The 17,057-nt window shown below is 35.1% G+C and carries 18 protein-coding genes; 10 read left to right on the forward strand and 8 right to left on the reverse strand.

The annotated features are described in order from the left end of the window. Positions 1-3: 3 nt before the first annotated feature. The gene (locus QWY86_RS13420) at positions 4-849 is read left to right on the forward strand and encodes a hypothetical protein (RefSeq protein WP_290242843.1); all 846 of its coding nucleotides are present in this window, start codon (positions 4-6) and stop codon (positions 847-849) included. Positions 850-870: 21 nt separating this feature from the next. On the opposite strand, the gene hutH is transcribed toward QWY86_RS13420, so the two are convergent. After that, positions 871-2,358 (reverse strand): histidine ammonia-lyase, encoded by a 1,488-nt coding sequence (gene hutH / locus QWY86_RS13425; RefSeq protein ID WP_290242844.1) that lies wholly within the window; start codon positions 2,356-2,358, stop codon positions 871-873. 79 nt (positions 2,359-2,437) lie between these two features. Here hutH and QWY86_RS13430 point away from each other — a divergent pair, with 79 nt between their 5' ends. After that, the gene (locus tag QWY86_RS13430; RefSeq protein WP_290242845.1) at positions 2,438-3,424 is read left to right on the forward strand and encodes an alpha/beta fold hydrolase; all 987 of its coding nucleotides are present in this window, start codon (positions 2,438-2,440) and stop codon (positions 3,422-3,424) included. A 3-nt stretch (positions 3,425-3,427) separates the two neighbouring features. Here QWY86_RS13430 and QWY86_RS13435 read toward each other — a convergent pair whose 3' ends face one another. From QWY86_RS13435 to QWY86_RS13445, 3 genes are read right to left on the reverse strand one after another with little or no spacing between them, the layout of a single operon-like run. After that, positions 3,428-4,318, reverse strand: a complete 891-nt coding sequence (locus QWY86_RS13435; RefSeq protein ID WP_290242846.1) for a DUF6263 family protein — start codon at positions 4,316-4,318, stop codon at positions 3,428-3,430. A 13-nt stretch (positions 4,319-4,331) separates the two neighbouring features. Then, entirely contained in the window at positions 4,332-5,105 is a 774-nt protein-coding gene (locus QWY86_RS13440) for a M90 family metallopeptidase (RefSeq protein ID WP_290242847.1), read from the reverse strand. Between the two features lie 18 nt (positions 5,106-5,123). After that, positions 5,124-6,149, reverse strand: a complete 1,026-nt coding sequence (locus QWY86_RS13445; RefSeq protein ID WP_290242848.1) for a Gfo/Idh/MocA family oxidoreductase — start codon at positions 6,147-6,149, stop codon at positions 5,124-5,126. A 140-nt stretch (positions 6,150-6,289) separates the two neighbouring features. Here QWY86_RS13445 and QWY86_RS13450 point away from each other — a divergent pair, with 140 nt between their 5' ends. After that, on the forward strand, positions 6,290-6,634 hold the full coding sequence (locus tag QWY86_RS13450) for a hypothetical protein (RefSeq protein ID WP_290242849.1): 345 nt from the start codon (positions 6,290-6,292) through the stop codon (positions 6,632-6,634). 66 nt (positions 6,635-6,700) lie between these two features. Here QWY86_RS13450 and QWY86_RS13455 read toward each other — a convergent pair whose 3' ends face one another. After that, positions 6,701-7,444: a LytR/AlgR family response regulator transcription factor gene (locus tag QWY86_RS13455; protein ID WP_290242850.1), complete on the reverse strand. Its 744-nt coding sequence runs from the start codon at positions 7,442-7,444 to the stop codon at positions 6,701-6,703. 1 nt (position 7,445) lies between these two features. Continuing rightward, on the reverse strand, positions 7,446-9,053 hold the full coding sequence (locus tag QWY86_RS13460) for a sensor histidine kinase (protein ID WP_290242851.1): 1,608 nt from the start codon (positions 9,051-9,053) through the stop codon (positions 7,446-7,448). A gap of 620 nt (positions 9,054-9,673) precedes the next feature. On the opposite strand from QWY86_RS13460, the gene fumC reads away from it, so the two are divergent. The 7 genes from fumC (at position 9,674) to QWY86_RS13495 (ending at position 14,690) form a co-directional block, all read left to right on the forward strand. Continuing rightward, complete coding sequence (gene fumC, locus QWY86_RS13465) at positions 9,674-11,071, forward strand: class II fumarate hydratase (RefSeq protein ID WP_290242852.1); 1,398 nt, start codon at positions 9,674-9,676, stop codon at positions 11,069-11,071. A gap of 199 nt (positions 11,072-11,270) precedes the next feature. Next, complete coding sequence (locus QWY86_RS13470; RefSeq protein WP_290242853.1) at positions 11,271-11,624, forward strand: hypothetical protein; 354 nt, start codon at positions 11,271-11,273, stop codon at positions 11,622-11,624. A gap of 25 nt (positions 11,625-11,649) precedes the next feature. Beyond that, positions 11,650-12,162, forward strand: a complete 513-nt coding sequence (locus QWY86_RS13475; protein WP_290242854.1) for a fumarate hydratase — start codon at positions 11,650-11,652, stop codon at positions 12,160-12,162. Position 12,163: 1 nt separating this feature from the next. Further along, on the forward strand, positions 12,164-12,970 hold the full coding sequence (locus QWY86_RS13480) for a S1/P1 nuclease (RefSeq protein ID WP_290242855.1): 807 nt from the start codon (positions 12,164-12,166) through the stop codon (positions 12,968-12,970). A gap of 96 nt (positions 12,971-13,066) precedes the next feature. Further along, a complete protein-coding gene (locus QWY86_RS13485) occupies positions 13,067-13,489 on the forward strand; it encodes a hypothetical protein (protein ID WP_290242856.1) in 423 nt (140 codons plus the stop codon). 2 nt (positions 13,490-13,491) lie between these two features. Beyond that, a complete protein-coding gene (locus tag QWY86_RS13490) occupies positions 13,492-13,926 on the forward strand; it encodes a low molecular weight protein-tyrosine-phosphatase (protein WP_290242857.1) in 435 nt (144 codons plus the stop codon). A gap of 32 nt (positions 13,927-13,958) precedes the next feature. Continuing rightward, positions 13,959-14,690 carry a ThuA domain-containing protein gene (locus tag QWY86_RS13495; RefSeq protein ID WP_290242858.1) on the forward strand — a complete coding sequence of 244 codons (732 nt, stop codon included), beginning with the start codon at positions 13,959-13,961 and terminating at the stop codon, positions 14,688-14,690. 94 nt (positions 14,691-14,784) lie between these two features. Here QWY86_RS13495 and QWY86_RS13500 read toward each other — a convergent pair whose 3' ends face one another. Next, on the reverse strand, positions 14,785-15,249 hold the full coding sequence (locus tag QWY86_RS13500) for a DUF4920 domain-containing protein (RefSeq protein ID WP_290242859.1): 465 nt from the start codon (positions 15,247-15,249) through the stop codon (positions 14,785-14,787). A gap of 352 nt (positions 15,250-15,601) precedes the next feature. Further along, positions 15,602-16,978: a DNA repair protein RadA gene (gene radA / locus QWY86_RS13505; RefSeq protein ID WP_290242860.1), complete on the reverse strand. Its 1,377-nt coding sequence runs from the start codon at positions 16,976-16,978 to the stop codon at positions 15,602-15,604. Positions 16,979-17,057: the final 79 nt, after the last annotated feature.

A 17,057-nucleotide genomic window follows, 5' to 3' on the forward strand; every position in this document is an offset into this window, starting at 1 on the left:
AACATGAAAACAAGTAATAAATTATTAATCGCTTTAGCCGTATCGCTTATTATAATACCAATTATTGTAATTGCAGTAAATGTTAAAATAAATTATAGAGATACTAAGGCTTTTTACAGGAATTTAAAAGAAAATACAGACTTTAAATCGGAACTGGATGGGTACACAATTAAGGAATTACCGCAATTTTCAGCAGTAAATTTAAATGATGGAAATGATAGCTACATTAATTTTGTAGTAGTCAAAAGCGATAAATCTGGCATCAAAATTCCAAGTGATTTAATTGAAATATACAACATAAAAGTTGATGAGAACAATACGCTGCAAATTACTTTAAAAAATGCGGAGAAGAAACTTAGATATTCTTTAACCGCTTATATTTACTCAAATAAGGTAAAAGCATTTAACATTTCAAAAGCTGGAGGTTTTACTTTAGATATAAAATCTGACTCAGTACAACTAAATGCGATAGATGTAAATAGAATATCTTTTCAAGATTTAACGGAAATAGGTTTCCTAAACATCAAGGCAAATAAAGTTGGAGATTTAAGATTTGATAACGCAAAAAACAGCAATGTTAATATCGAGTTGAATAATTCAAATTTTAGCACTTTGAAATCGCCATTTCAATCTTTAAGTATTAATTCTTTTGGCAATTCTAACATCGAAATATATGGAGACACAGGCGATAAAACAAAATATAAAATTGAAAGCCTTAGCATTAAAACAGCGGGTAAAACCGAGTTAAATATTGATGATATCAAAGTACTTAAATCTTCTGGCAGTTTATCTGATTCGACAAAAGTGAATGCATCTGCGTCTATTATAAAATCTATGCTTAACAAATAATCAAAATGCTCTCAGTAAGTTTTATGCACTAAAATTCCGCATAAAACTTACTGAGTTTTTTATATCATCAGCCAAAATTCTATCCGCATCGTTAAAAGTAACTGTCTTTCTGTAAGCACTTAAAATTTCTTCAATTTTCGGCGAGGATTTTAAAGGTCTTCTTAAATCTAAAGCCTGACAAGCAGTTAAAAGTTCAATAGCTAAAATATTTTCTAAATTATTAACTACGCGAAGGCATTTTGTTGCACCATTTGCACCCATGCTTACATGATCTTCTTGCCCGTTGCTACTTACAATACTATCAACCGATGATGGTGTACAAAGCTGCTTATTTTCGCTAACGATTGAAGCTGCCGTATATTGAGCTATCATTAAACCAGAATTCAACCCTGCATTTTTAACCAAAAAAGGTGGTAATCCCCGCTGACCAGAAATTAACTGAAAAACCCGCCTTTCTGAAATTGAGCCAAGCTCTGCCAATGCGATGCATAAAAAATCAAGAGTTAAAGCCAGTGGTTGTCCGTGGAAATTTCCTGCAGAAATAATTTTATCATCATCAGGAAAAACATTTGGATTATCCGTAACAGAATTAATTTCGGTTTCAAAAACAGAATTGATGTAATTGATACTGTCTTTACTTGCGCCATGCACTTGTGGTACACATCTAAAAGAATATGGATCTTGAGTTTGCTTAACAGCTTGCTTGATAATCTCACTTCCACTTAAATAATTATTAATGCATTCTGCTGTTTGCATCTGCCCTTTGTGTGGTCTAATTTGATGACTTAATGCATCAAAAGGATCAATTCTACAATCAAAAGCATCGATAGAAATAGCAGCAATTCTATCTGCCCACCGCACCAGCTTATTGGTATTGACTAAAATATGAATTCCATAAGCGCTCATAAACTGAGTACCATTTATTAAAGCTAAACCTTCTTTAGATTGCAGAGCCAATGGTTGCCAGTTTAGTATTTTGTAAAGTTCAGCCGTTTTAACTTTTTCCCCTTGGTAAATAACCTCGCCTTCGCCAATAAGCGGTAAAGCCAAGTGTGCAAGAGGCGCTAAATCTCCGGATGCACCTAACGAGCCTTGTGTGTAAACAACCGGGAATATATTATGTGTATAAAAATCTACTAAGCGTTGTACAGTTTCTATCGAAATAGCCGAAAAGCCATAACTAAGCGACTGAATTTTTAAAAGCAACATTAACTTTACAATTTCCTGTGGCACTTCTACACCCGTACCACATGCGTGAGAAAGCAGTAAATTATGTTGCAAACTGGTTAAATGTTCTTGCTCTATTTTAACATTTTGCAAATAACCAAAGCCTGTGTTAATGCCATAAACCGGCTCATTATTAAGCTGTAATTTGTTATCCAGGTAACTTCTGCATTTATTAATTCTATCCTTGGCAGCATCACCTAATGCTATAGAATAGTAACCAGTAATTATCTCTGAAATGGATTTTATGCTTAATGGTTGCTCACCTATGTGGAAAACGGGCATGGTTTTTAGTCTATTTGGTTGGCTCAAAAGTATAAATTAAGTCGCTTTGCAAATTACATTGCACCAAAATATTTTACACATGAAAAAACTTTTCCTTTTAATATCAATTTCTATTCTTTCATTATCAATAACTTACGCTCAAAAGATAGATACATTATCCATTAATCTTGAAAATGTAAAATATCCTTATGCATTAAAATATTTGCCATTAAGTATTGATGGACAAGATGTTAAAATGGCATACATGGATGTTGCACCAACCATTACCCCAAATGGCAGAACAATAATGCTTTTCCACGGGAAGAACTTTGGTGGGTATTATTGGGGAAATGTAATTAGAGCACTTACAGGTGTAGGTTTTAGGGTTATCGCTCCAGATCAAATTGGTTTCGGGAGATCATCTAAACCGATAATAAATTACACATTTGAACAACTTGTAAACTGGAACAAGAAATTATTAGATACGCTGAGCATTCAAAAAACATCAATATTAGGGCATAGTATGGGCGGAATGCTTGCTACAAGATTTGCGTTAATGTATCCTGATAGAATGGATAAATTGCTTTTGGAAAACCCTATAGGGCTGGAAGATTATAAGACTTTTGTTCCGGCATCAACAGTAGAAGAGCAATATCAGCGAGAATTAAAGAACACAGCAGAAAGCATTCGACAGTATTACAGAAGCTCTTATTTTACAGTGTGGAAACCAGATTACGAATACCTGGTAAATATTGGCGCTGGCGTAACATTTAGTGCCGATTTTCCGAAATATGCAAAAGTTGCTGCACTTACTTATAACATGATATATAACCAACCTGTTGCTGATGAATTTCGAAACCTGAAAGTCCCGACAATTTTATTTATTGGTAAAGATGATAAAACCATTGTTGGTAAAGGCTTACTCAGTGCAGATCAACAAGCAATACATGGTTTATACAGATTTTTGGGTAAAAACACAGCTCTGAAAATTCCAGGTTCAAAAATTGTTGAATTTGATGCTTGCGGACATATTCCGCACATCGAAATTACAACAGAATTTTTGATTGCCTTAACCGGAAGTTTATAAAATTTAGTTTATTTCTTTCCCTGTAATTTTAGTGATGCCTTCGAGCTCAAAATCAGATACAGAACCTGCGGCATTCATTTTACCGTAAAGTTCTAATCTGGTGTGGCTGTTTAAAATCATTCCGGTGGTTAAATCAACTTGTGCATCTCCCATATTTAAACCTTTTAAATCTGTTTGCATTTTTGTGCCTAAGCTTTCAAAACCACCTTTGGAAAGCAGATTTCCTTTAATGCTTAAAACCGCAACATTGCCTTTAACTTCTTTCAAAGTATAAGTAACAATAGATTCAATTGGCATTGTAATGTTTACTTTTGATGAAATTGTCCAGCTATCGCCGATTTTAACTGATTTTTGAGGAAAAATTTTTAATGCAGACTCCATCGTTTGTTTAATAACATCTGCATTAAATTGTTTAGCAAGCGATGCTTTTACAGCTCTAATTTGGGCGGTATCTGTCGTGATTTTAGTTACCATATCGTTAACCATTTTATCTACTCCAGAAACAGATTTTATACTTCCATCCGAACTAATTAACATATTAAAACTGGCATTTTTTAAACCCGCAAATGGATTTGGTTTGCCGGCTTCTTCCGTATCTGAATCTAAAATCAACTCATTACCCATACCTGCAGATTTTATCTTAACACGGTTATAAACAACCTTTATGTTTTTATCTAAGGCTTTAACTTCTGCAATTTCAAAAGTGTAATCTGTACCAATATTTTGAATGTAGTTAGACTCCTTTCCATCAGCCTTCTGACTAATAATCTGATCTGAATTTATACTGTAAGCATATTTTTTCCCTACCGGAAAAGCTTGTTTTAGCAAATATGTTTTTTGAGCAAATGTACTTGCAGTAATTAGAAAACAGGTTATTGTTGTTATGAGTTTCATAGATGATTTAATGTTATTTTGCCGGATGTTGAGCAAAAATTTTACTCAGTTGAAGATACAATTCTGGGTGTTTATCCTTAAACAAATCCGGTTTTTCGAAGAAATATTCAGACACTACAGCAAAAAATTCTGCTTCGTTAGTAATTGCATAAGGATTAATGTCTGATTTATTGTCCTCAATTTTTTCGATTTCTTCACGCATCATTTTTACCCAAGGTAAAGTATATTCATGAGCCATCAAATTTTCAGGTACGCCATCAGTAGCACCGTCTGATTTATCTAACAAATGTACAAATTCGTGTATAGCTGTATTTTCCTTACCCGCACTTTTAGAAAACCCATGTCTGAGCGCTGAGCGAGACAGAATCATTTGCCCGTTCATATAGCCACTTCCAACCATTCCCATTATATTTCTTTCGCCACCTTCAAACTGAAAATCCTTGTTAAAAGTATCAGGATATAACAAAACGCTGCTCAGGTTTTTATATTGCCAATCTTCAAAACCAAAAATTGGGATAACCGCACTTGAAGCAATGAGTAATTCATCAAGAGTAGTTAATTCCAGCTCAATACCTTCAATTCTAATTGAGGCAAAAAACTCTGCCACCTTTTGCTCAAACCGAAGTTTTTTTGTCTTGTCTAACTTTCGATAATAAGAAACGTAGTCATTCAAAATTTGCCTATCAACTTCCGTTAACGGCTCAATTTTTTGTTTTTTCTTCCGGAGGATAAAATAAAGAGCTAATAAAAAAATTGGTATTAAGTATGCGTATGGTAACGAATTCATATAATCTTTAATAAAAACTTAGCTTTCTAAAATTTCTAATTGGATTAAAACATCTTCACGTTTAACAGGATAAGCCTTATCCGAAGTTATAGATTGGTAAACGGCTTCAAAAAGTGGTAAATAACTTCCAATCTCAGAAGGGATAATTTCTTCAGTTTTATTTCCTTCACTATCTATCGTAGTTAATAAGCCATCTTTACCTTTCGCTTCAATTCCATAACCTTCATCGGTTAATTTCATACCTGAAAGCAACTGTTCTTCTTGAATATCTGTACGGTCTTTTATAAAACTACCATTTACACCATGCAAAACAAATGCAGCTTGCGGGTTTACCACCAACATACTGGAAGTTACAAAAACATTAATGCTATCTGCGTAATTTAACTGAATAGTGAAATAATCATCAACCAAGGTATCTTTTCTGTTTTTACCTAAGGTTTTATGGAAAGAAAGCGGCTTACCGAAAAGACTAATTACCTGGTCTAAAAGGTGTGGGCCTAAATCATACAATAAACCACTGGCTTCAATTGCTTGTTCTTTAAAAGCCTTCGGGCCGATAACATTTCTATATCTATCGTAACGCAAATGGAATTCGTTTAGCTTACCCAATTTACCACTTGCCAAAACTTTTTTTACAGATGCAAAGTCACTATCCCAGCGGCGGTTTTGGTAAAAGAAAATTTGTTTCCCAACCGAATCTGCCAAGTCAAATAATATTTTAGCTTGGGCAGATGTTGCCGTAAAAGGTTTCTCTACCAGAATATGCTTGCCGCTTTTTAATGCCGCTTCAGCATGTTCATAATGCAGATTATTAGGCGTGTTGATAACAACCAATTCAATTTCCGAATCATTTAATAGCTCATCAACACTATTATAACTTAAAATTTCAGGATAATCTACAGCTGCTTTTTTGGTATTACGCTCTACAACAGCTTTTAATTTAAAGCCATTATGGGCATTTAAAAAAGGGGCATGAAATACTTTACCAGACATGCCGTAAGCTAATAAACCAGCTGTAATTGTTTTATTTGAATTTGTACTCATAGGCTATAAATGTAACTAAAATTAGTTTTTGGGTGATGCTGAAATGCTTCCATATTAAAAGTTTTACCTTTTAAAGTCAAACTTTCAGCTTTCCGTATTCAGCTTATAGCTTATTTAGGTTAAACACTATCTTTGCCGTCATGAAGCCATCAGAGATTAATGCCAAGTGGAAAGTTTTGCAAGAAAGAATTTCAAAGGAATTTGATTCGGACTTCCCAGACTTGAAAGTAATGCTTTTTTTAATTGGCGTTCAGGAGCTAGGAAAGGGACCAAAAAAATATAGCAAACGCCAAAAGGAAGAATTAATGCATATTGCAACCTGCAGATTGTTGAGTGAGATGGATTTCTACGAGCTGGAAGGTGTAGATCAGGATGGTTGGCCACATTGGAAATTGATAAAGCCTATTCCTCCTTATACAATGTTGGAGCAAGAACTCTTGATGAAATCCTTAGTCGTACGCTATTTCGAAGATATTTATTCTTAAATGTTTTACTTGCCGTTGGCTAAAGCCGAACGGCAAGTAAGTTTATAATGAAAGGAATTTAAACTACTATTTTTCCAAAACTGCTTTAACCATTTCCCGGTTTGGCTTCGATACTGGAATTTTATCACCATTGTTCATTAATAAAGTTCCGCCATCTTCTTTAAGCCAGCTCTTCACAAATTTTGGATTAACCAAATGACTTTGGTGTACCCGAACAAATCCATGTGGTTTTAACAAATCAGAATATTCTTTTAAAGGTTTTGAGATTAAAATTTTCTCATCTGTTGATAAATAGATAAAAGTGTAGGTATTATCTGCAACGCAACGTACAATATCATCAACCGAAACATAACGGATTTCGTGTTGTTGTGGCAGTGCAATTTTTGGAACGGCAGGTTCGGTGCGTTTAATTTGATTGAGCAAAAAGTTCAACTGTTCGCCATTAGTTTTACTTGCGATTCTACTGTGAGCTTTTGAAACCGCCGAAATTAATTCATCAGGATCGACCGGCTTAAGCAGGTAATCCAGAGCAGCAAATTTTATCGCTTGGATTCCATAATTATCGTACGCCGTTACAAAAATCACTTCAAAAGGTTTTTCAGCAAGTTTGTTAAGCAAATCAAAACCTGTGGTTTTTCCCATTTGGATATCAAGAAAAAGTAAATCGGGGCGATGCAGAATTACTTTCTCAAAGGCATCATCAATATCCCTGGCAGTGGCAACAACCTTAATTTCGGGGCAATTCTTAGCAAGCAAAGCCTGTAGGTTTTCTAAGTTTGCCTGCTCGTCATCTACTAAAACCGTCCTCATTTTATAGCCATTGTGTTAAGGTAATTCTTACTTTTGTTCCATTTATATCTGATTGAATTTCCAGAATAAAAGGTGTTTCCTTATAAATCGAGTTTAGTAAAGATATTCGATTTTTACTGAGTGCCAAGCCTAAACCTTCATATGTTTCGGTGGCATTGAAACCTTTGCCATTGTCGGTTATTTTTAGTACTAAGTTAGAAACTTGCTTTTCAAAATTCACTGTAATTTCACCATCTTTTCCTTTTTCTGCAATGCCATGCTTAACAGCGTTTTCTACAAATGGCTGTAGAAGCATTGCTGGTATTTCAATATTTTCGGTGTCTAAATCTGCTGATGCATTGATGGTATATTGAAAGCCAAATCGCAACGCTTCCATTTGAAAGTAATCATCTAATAAAGTCTTTTCTTCAGTTAAACTGATGAGTTCTTTACTATCTAAAACATTTCGTGTTAAGCGAGCGAACTTGCTTAGGTAACGATTGGCTTTATCAATTTCGTTTTTATTCATTAAGTTTTGGATGCCCGCCAATGCGTTAAATAAAAAGTGCGGGTTAAGTTGTGAACGAACGGAGTTAAGTTGAAGTTGAGCGATTTCTTTTTGTTTGGATTGAGCAGCGAGTTTTTTGGCTGCTTTCTTTTTTATGTATGCTAGCGTTGCGCCTAAGATTGCACCAAACACAATGGAAATTACAACACCAAATATTAGCATTTGCCTTTGAGTATAGCTTTCTTGATCTAAAATTATAGAAAGTGTGTATCTGCTTGTATATTTTTCCATCTCTTTAGCTGGCATTTTAAAACGCCTAAATGCTGATGGCTGGATAATAATTTCATAGTCACCCGATTTTTTAAAAATGCTTTTATCAAATTTTAAATAAGGTGAAAACTGATGTGTTTCATCAACATATCCACCATATTGCCAGGCGGTTGATTCATAAATAATTTTATTTGTTTGCTTGTCTTTAATCAATACCTGATAGATATAATCAATTTCTGTTCTATCTTTTACAATTGTTAGTTCATCATCTTTTTTATTAAGATTAAGGCTTGTTTTTTCTTTTGGATTAGCAATGTAACTATAGTCAACTCCCTTTTCAACTGCAAACCTTTTTCCAAAGGCGGCAATTTTGGCTTTAGGGATAGACTTCCCGTAAAAAACAGATTTATCAATATCTTGAGGTTTTTCGATGCTGTAACTTAATATCGTAATTACTTTATCTTTTATAGCAAAGGTTCCAAGTGTTGTAGAGCTAAATACTTCTTCATCTCCACCTGCATGAGTATCTATCAGTTGCGCTTTGTTGATAGACTTGTTTACCACTATCGGTTTATCATTCACTAAAATGCTGTATCGATAATGTTCAACATTAATATTCTTTCTGAAGTTAATTTGAAAACTTATATATTTTACTTCGGGTAAATAACTAAAAGATGTATTAGGTTGGTTTGGGAATACATTCGAATAATAGACTTTTTTGGCTGAACTATCTACAGCCATGAGCAGTTTTCCTCCACCAGGGTACTTTTTATTAAAGTTGATTTCGTTTTGGGCTTTTACATCCGAAAAGACAATAATTAAATTAAACAGGACGAAGACTATATTTTTCATAATTTGAGTTTTACATTTTTCATAAACATCTGCTTAAAACCCGGCCTGTAAAATACCAAAATAGTAATTGAAACCATTGACTTAGTATTTGAATGGTTTTGGACAGGATTTAGATTCCGTTGCCTAAAGCCGAACGGCCATGAATAGCAACAGAATGCTTGTTATTTCGAGGTACGGAGCAATCTTAATACTATACATATATCGCTTTGAGATTGCTTCCGTGCCTCGATGACGGAACTTTCCATAAAATGATAGCAAAATTTACAATATATTCCTTGCCGTTGGTTTCAACCAACGGAAAATAGGATAAATATTATCGGCTTTAGCCAAAATTAGCTACATACAAACTTTGTTTACAGCACTAAATTGATTTCCTAAACCCGATGGCAGCGTAAATACTTTTTGTTTGCACAAACTCCGAAAATCCTGTCATGTTCAACAAAAAGATTTAAGCGAATGAGCGGGACCGGAGCCAGCCCAAAAACCACTTCAGCACCTTTCCAAAATAAAAATCTGTGCAATCCTAAAATCTGTGTAATCAACCCGAAGGAAATAACGAAGATAATACCTTGCTTTATAGGCAAAAAACTTAAATTTGCCACAACAAAAATCAAATTATAATGAGTTTCAGAATAGAACACGATACCATGGGCGAGGTTCAAGTGCCTGCTGATAAATACTGGGGTGCACAAACCGAACGCTCACGCAATAACTTTAAAATTGGGCCAGAAGGTTCAATGCCGAAAGAAATTATTCATGCTTTTGGTTACTTAAAAAAAGCAGCTGCTTTAGCAAATACCGAACTTGGCGTTCTTGCAGTAGATAAAGCAGAATTAATTGCCAAAGCTTGCGATGAGATTATTGCTGGTCAGTTAGATGACCAATTTCCTTTGGTAATTTGGCAAACTGGTTCTGGTACGCAAAGTAACATGAACGGAAACGAAGTGATTGCAAACCGTGCTCACGTAATTAACGGTGGCGCATTGGCTGATGATAAAAAAGTGCTTCACCCGAATGATGATGTGAATAAATCGCAATCATCAAACGATACCTATCCAACTGCAATGCACATTGCAGCCTATAAATTAACGGTAGAAAACACTATTCCAGGTTTAGAAACTTTGCGTAACGCACTGGCTAAAAAAGTTGAAGAATTTTCTGGAATCACCAAAACTGGTCGTACTCACTTTATGGATGCTACGCCTTTAACGCTTGGACAAGAATTTTCAGGTTATGTACAGCAAATTGATAACAGCATCAGAGCAATTAAGAACGCTTTGGTTATGGTTGCTGAACTAGCTTTAGGTGGTACAGCTGTTGGTACTGGCTTAAATACACCAAAAGGTTACGATGTTTTGGTTGCTAAAAAAATCGCCGATTTAACCGGTTTACCTTTTGTAACTGCTCCGAATAAATTTGAGGCTTTAGCGGCTCACGATGCAATGGTTGAGCTTTCTGGCGCTTTAAAACGTACAGCTGTAGCGCTTATGAAAGTTGCAAACGATGTTCGTATGTTAAGCTCTGGTCCTCGTTGCGGTATTGGCGAAATCGTAATTCCTGATAACGAACCAGGTTCTTCGATTATGCCGGGTAAGGTAAATCCTACTCAACCAGAGGCTTTAACTATGGTTTGCGCACAGGTTATCGGTAACGATGTTGCGGTTTCAGTTGGCGGTATGTCTGGTCATTTCGAGCTAAACGTTTTCAAACCTTTAATCGCGGCAAACGTATTGCAATCAGCTCGCTTAATTGGCGATGCTTGCGTTTCTTTCACGGTAAAATGTGCTGAAGGCATTACAGCAAACTTGCCAGAAATTGAGAAACATTTACAAAACTCGTTAATGTTGGTTACAGCTTTAAACCCACATGTAGGTTACGAAAACGCAGCTAAAATTGCTAAAAAAGCACATAAAGAAAATAAAACATTAAAAGCAGCAGCTGTAGAATTAGGCTTATTAACCAACGAACAATTCGATGAGTGGGTTCGTCCGGAAGATATGGTTGGTAGTTTAAAATAAAGCTTGCTTAAGCTTTTGAAAAGCAGGGCTATTCGTGCTTCGGTTCCGATAGTCCCGCTTTTCGCTATATTTTAAAACTGTTCTTCGACTACGCTCAGAATGACAGTTTTAAAATGCCGCTTCAATCGGGTTTAATTAACTAAGGCCTCAAAGTAGAATTTAAGTTGCAAATCGTAGAATTAAAATTAAAACTAAGAAAATGGATAGCTCAATAACTTCAATATTTTTCAGTTTAGTTTCTTTAATCTCACCACTTTTTGTGTTTATAGCTTCTTGCTATTACATTTCCAAAAACACTAAGGTTGACGCCATTCTACTTTTTATAGGCTCAGGTGTTGCCTTAATCTTAAATATTTTTTACAGTGTTGTCATGCCTTATCTGGTGCAAAACAGTGGCATGCCTGTTTCAGAAGTAACTCAATACTATACAGCTTTAGGCGTAGTAAGCTTCATCGCCGGACTTTGTTTTGCAACAGGACTGTTCTTGCTAATTTATAACACGGTTAAAAGCAATAAAACTGCCGACAACCAATTTCCCACTAATCAGCATTAAGAGCTGTTTATCAATAAAATCTGCAATGCAAAAAAAAGTAGGCTTAAGGTTTATCTATATTATGTTTTTTACTTTTTCCACCATCCTGATTGCCTGTTCCCCACGCCCTAACATACAAGGTAAAGGAGAAGAATTTATGCAAGGTGTTTGGAATGAAGATTCTGTTGCCTTTAGCGATAAGTTAAACAATTACACACAGCACCATTTTAAAATTACCTGCGATTCTATTTACATCGATTTCGTTACCAAAAGCAAATTAAATTTATACGAAGATTCTTGCTTTAATAATGGTATTTGGAAAGAATATGCAAAGGGCGTTTATGCCATTAAAGGTGATACTTTATTTGTTGGCGCTACTTTTACCCATGCCAACTACAAGCAAAAAATATCGGGCTGTTATCGCATCGGCCGTTATGATAAAAACTTTTTAATCAAGAAAAAAACTACAGATAGCTTAATTTTAGAAAACCTAAGCGACCAGCGTGAGGTAGTGCTTTCGCTAAAACAAAAATTAACCTGCGTACAAAAAGAATTATAAAATGATATTCAAATCAATCAAAACTAAAATTGCAGCAATTGCAGTTATTGGCTCATTAACCTATTTGCCGATGCAGGCAAGTGCTTGGGGAATGACTGGCCACCGTGTTGTGGGGGAAATTGCCGATAGTTATCTAAAGGCAAAAACACGTAAAGCCATTCAGGCAATATTAGGTTCTGAAAGCCTGGCAATGTCTGCAAACTGGGGCGATTTTATAAAATCAGACTCCGCTTACAATTATCTTTACAACTGGCATTTTGTTAATCTCCCTGCTAATTTGGATAAACAGAGTATATATAATTATCTGGAAACTGAAAAAGACCCAAATCTTTACAACAAAATAATTGATTTAACTGCAGTTTTAAAAAAGCCAGGCAGCACCTTAACAGAGAAAAAATTAGCTTTAAGAATGCTGATTCACATGGCTGGCGATTTATGTCAACCCATGCACGTTGGCCACAAAGAAGATTTAGGTGGCAACAGAGTTTCCGTTTTATGGTTTAACGAAAAATCCAACCTTCATAGAGTTTGGGATGAACAATTAATCGAATACCAACAATTAAGCTATACGGAATATACCAAGGCGATTAATCATCCTTCAGCAGTTCAGCTTTACAATTGGCAAAACACCACTTTAAAAGATTGTATTTACGAATCTTATTTGGTTGCCGCTAAAATTTATGATAAAACTAAGCCAGATTCTAAATTAAGTTACCGCTATAATTTCGACTGGGTTGATACTTTAAACGAACAACTGCTTAAAGGTGGTGTTCGCTTGGCAAAAATGCTTAACGATATTTACAGTTAATTGTAGCCATAATAAAGCCTCACATTTGAGGCTTTTATTATTTCCAGCTGTAGCAAAACTTAATGTATTTTCGTTTGAACTACAAAACCAACCATCATGAAAAAACTTCTCTTATTATTATTTGTATGCACTGCATTTGCATGTAAAAAAGATGCTGATAAAACGCTTACCAGCAACACATGGGTTATAGAATCTATAAGTGTTAGCCCAGCTATGACAATTGGCACAAAAACCAGTAGTAATTACATCGAATTAATGGGTCAAGCAAGTTGCGCCGCAACTATGATGATTTCATTCTCGAATGATGGAACATACACTATGGGCTCAAATGGAGCGCTCTGCGACATGGCTACTGTTACTGGTATCAGAACCTGGGAAAGATCCGGAAATCAGATAATTTTATCCGCAACCAAAAAATTTCCAATGACATTAAGTGGAAAAACATTGAGCCAAACCGTTACAACAGATGCAACAGGTGGAACTGTTTATACTTTTAACTACGTTTATAAAGCAAAATAAATTTGAAAATTTTAATGGTTTGCCTGGGCAATATTTGTCGTTCGCCATTGGCTGAAGGCATTATGCGTCATTTATCGAATGATGAAAACTTAAACTGGGAAATTGCTTCAGCAGGAACGGGCAATTGGCACATTGGCAAAGCTCCGGATCATAGAAGTGTAGCGGCAGCCAAATCCTTTGGTTATGACATTAGCGCACAGAGGGCACAACAATTTCATCATGCCATGTTTGCTGCATACGATTTGATTTTTGTAATGGATAGAAATAATTTGAAGGATGTACAAAATCTGGCCAGAACAGATGAAGAGTATAACAAGGTTAAATTATTTTTGGATGATGATGAAGTTACTGATCCATATTGGGACAATAACTTATTTACTCCGGTTTGTAAACAAGTTGAAGAAAGATGTAAACAAATTATCAAACAACTTTCTTAAATTTAACAATCTTCTATCTAACCAATTTCATTATGAAAAAAATTCTGGCTTTGAGCATTGTTATCTGTTCAATTATTTTATTGCAAAGTTTTACGAGGCAAACTAAAAAATCAAGAATTTTGGTTTTCTCTAAAACAAAGGGTTTTAGACATAACTCAATAGAAACGGGAAAATTGGCCATTATGCAACTTGGTTTAAAAAACAATTTTGATGTTGATACAACGGAAAATGCAGATGCTTTTTCAGAAGAAAATTTAAAGAGGTATGCATCGGTAATTTTCTTAAGCACAACAGGCGATGTTTTAAACGATAATCAACAGACAGCATTTGAGAAATATATTGAAGCAGGTGGAGGTTATGTTGGCGTACATGCTGCTACAGATACTGAATATGACTGGCCTTGGTATGGCAAACTTGTTGGGGCATACTTCATCAGCCATCCAGAAGTACAGATAGCTCGTTTTGTAATAAAAGATAAGAAACATAAATCCACCAAATTCTTTACAGATTCTGTTTGGATGCACAAAGATGAGCTTTATAATTTTAAAGATATTAATCCAGATATAAAAGTTTTAATCACAATTGATGAAGCTTCATACAAAGGCGGGAAAAATGGTAATTTCCATCCATTTAGCTGGTATCATAGTTATGATGGAGGTAGAGCATTCTACACTTCGATGGGGCACACCAAAGAAAGTTGGGGCGAAGAGAAATTCCTTAATCATCTGCTTGGCGGAATAAAATATGCTATTGGTAAGTTGTGATAATTTAAATTACTAAATGCAGTTAAAAAATCTTAAAAGCAAAAGGGCTAACTTGTAAAAAGTTAGCCCTTTTGCTTTTATTTAATATATATGCTTATTTGTCTAAAATAACAACTCCCTTAGCTTCAAAAGCAAGTTCTTTTTTAGGATCTGTAATTTTTGCAATTTCCTCTGGAGATTTCTTAGCATCTTCAGCATAATGTTTCAAGGTCTCAACCGATATTGTTTGTTTTTTTGCAATACCATCTAAAACAACTTCTTTACCTACAATATCCATTGGCATAAAAAAAGCATAATCTTTAAACGTTACACGCATTGGTTCTCCGTTTGGTGTTTCCAATGTCATCCAGCATCCTTTCTTTTTACAAACCTCTACAACTTTGCCCTTAATTTTCATATCAGCAACATTCTTTTCGCCCATTGATCCCTCAATTTTAGCTACAGATTTAATATCGCCTGGCGTTACAGCAGTTCCAAATTTCTGACCTTTGAAATCAGCTTGGGAGAAGGCTACTGCAGCAAATAGGCAAAAACTTAAACTTAGGATAATCTTTCTCATAATAATATTTTTTCAATAGTTAGTTTTATAATTTGTTCAGTTAATTATCTGCAACAAAGTTATTTAATTTTTTTCTAAATAATATAAAGCAAAAAAAATCCTCGCTAGCTCTCACTAACGAGGAAAATCATCCCTATTGTTATAGATCACATCCCATGATGTACAACACTATCTATTAGACAAATGTTAATCCAAACTCTAAAATGAGTAGCATTTATTCGTAACGTATTAAAAATGAGCTTTTTGTATTAAAAACAATATTGTGCCAAAAAAATTCAAACTGTGGAAGTGAGGAAAACATTCTCTTTTATGTGGAATTATGTAGAAAGAGTTCCTCTTTAAGCGCAAGCAATTAGCCAAAAATTAAGGTAAAAACTTCCTCAATCTTGCTAACCGCTTTAATTTCTAAATTATATTTTTTGGCATCGATACCTTTAAGGTTATACTTTGAGATATAAATGATTTCAAAACCGAGTTTATCTGCTTCTGCTATCCTTTGTTCAATTCTGTTAACAGCTCTAATTTCCCCAGACAAACCAACTTCTGCTGCAAAGCAATTTTTTGTAGATACAGGGATATCCTGATGAGATGAAATAATGGCAATTAGAACGGCAAGATCTATAGCTGGATCTTCTACTCTAATTCCACCAGCAATATTCAAAAATACATCCTGAGCACTTAATCTAAAACCACAACGTTTTTCTAATACAGCCAATAACATGTTCATTCTCTTCGTATCAAAACCAGTAGCAGAACGTTGTGGCGTTCCGTACGCAGCCTGACTCACCAAAGCCTGTGTTTCTATTAACATTGGTCTGGCGCCTTCTAACATTGCAGCTATTGCAATCCCACTTAATTCTTCATCGCGTTGCGAGAGCAAAATTTCTGAAGGATTTGAAACCTCTCTTAACCCGCTACCTTGCATTTCATAAATACCAAGCTCTGCAGCTGCACCAAAACGATTTTTAATCGACCGTAAAATTCGATAAACATGATGTCTATCGCCTTCAAACTGCAAAACGGTATCAACCATATGTTCGAGGATTTTAGGCCCTGCAATTGCCCCATCTTTTGTAATGTGCCCAATTAAAAAAACTGGCGTTCCGGTTTCTTTGGCAAAGCGCAGTAACTCTGCAGTACACTCCCTCACCTGCGAAACACTTCCAGGCGTAGAATCTATATGAGCAGAATGTAAAGTTTGAATAGAATCAACAACAACTATTTCCGGTTGAAGAATTTCTATTTGCTTAAAAATATTTTGGGTTGAGGTTTCAGTTAGGATATAACAATTAGATGATGGGCTTTCTGTTATTCTCTCTGCCCGCATTTTGATTTGTTGTTCGCTTTCTTCGCCAGAAACATACAATAGTTTTTTCCCATTAAGATTTAAAGCGAGCTGCAGCATTAATGTCGATTTTCCAATTCCTGGTTCGCCACCAATTAAGATTAACGATCCTTCTACCAATCCGCCACCTAAAACTCTATCAAGTTCTTTATCATTTGTAGAAATTCTACGTTCTGCCGATTGCTCTATTTCATCTACCTTACTTGGTTTATTAACCTTTCTACCAGTCGCTTCGTTTTTCCAGGTTGGTACAGAGGCAGGCGTTTTTTCAACAATTTCCTCAACAAAAGTATTCCATTGATTACAAGATGGGCATTTGCCCAGCCATTTTGCCGATTCATAGCCACAGCTTTGACAGAAATAAGCAGTTTTCGATTTTGCCAATTGATTTAAGATTTTAGATTTACGAATTTAGATGTTAACTACTTAAAATGCTTTAATTTTTTTAAACAAGTTGAGGAAT

The organism is Pedobacter aquatilis (assembly GCF_030409415.1).
GTDB classification, from domain to species: Bacteria; Bacteroidota; Bacteroidia; order Sphingobacteriales; family Sphingobacteriaceae; genus Pedobacter; species Pedobacter aquatilis.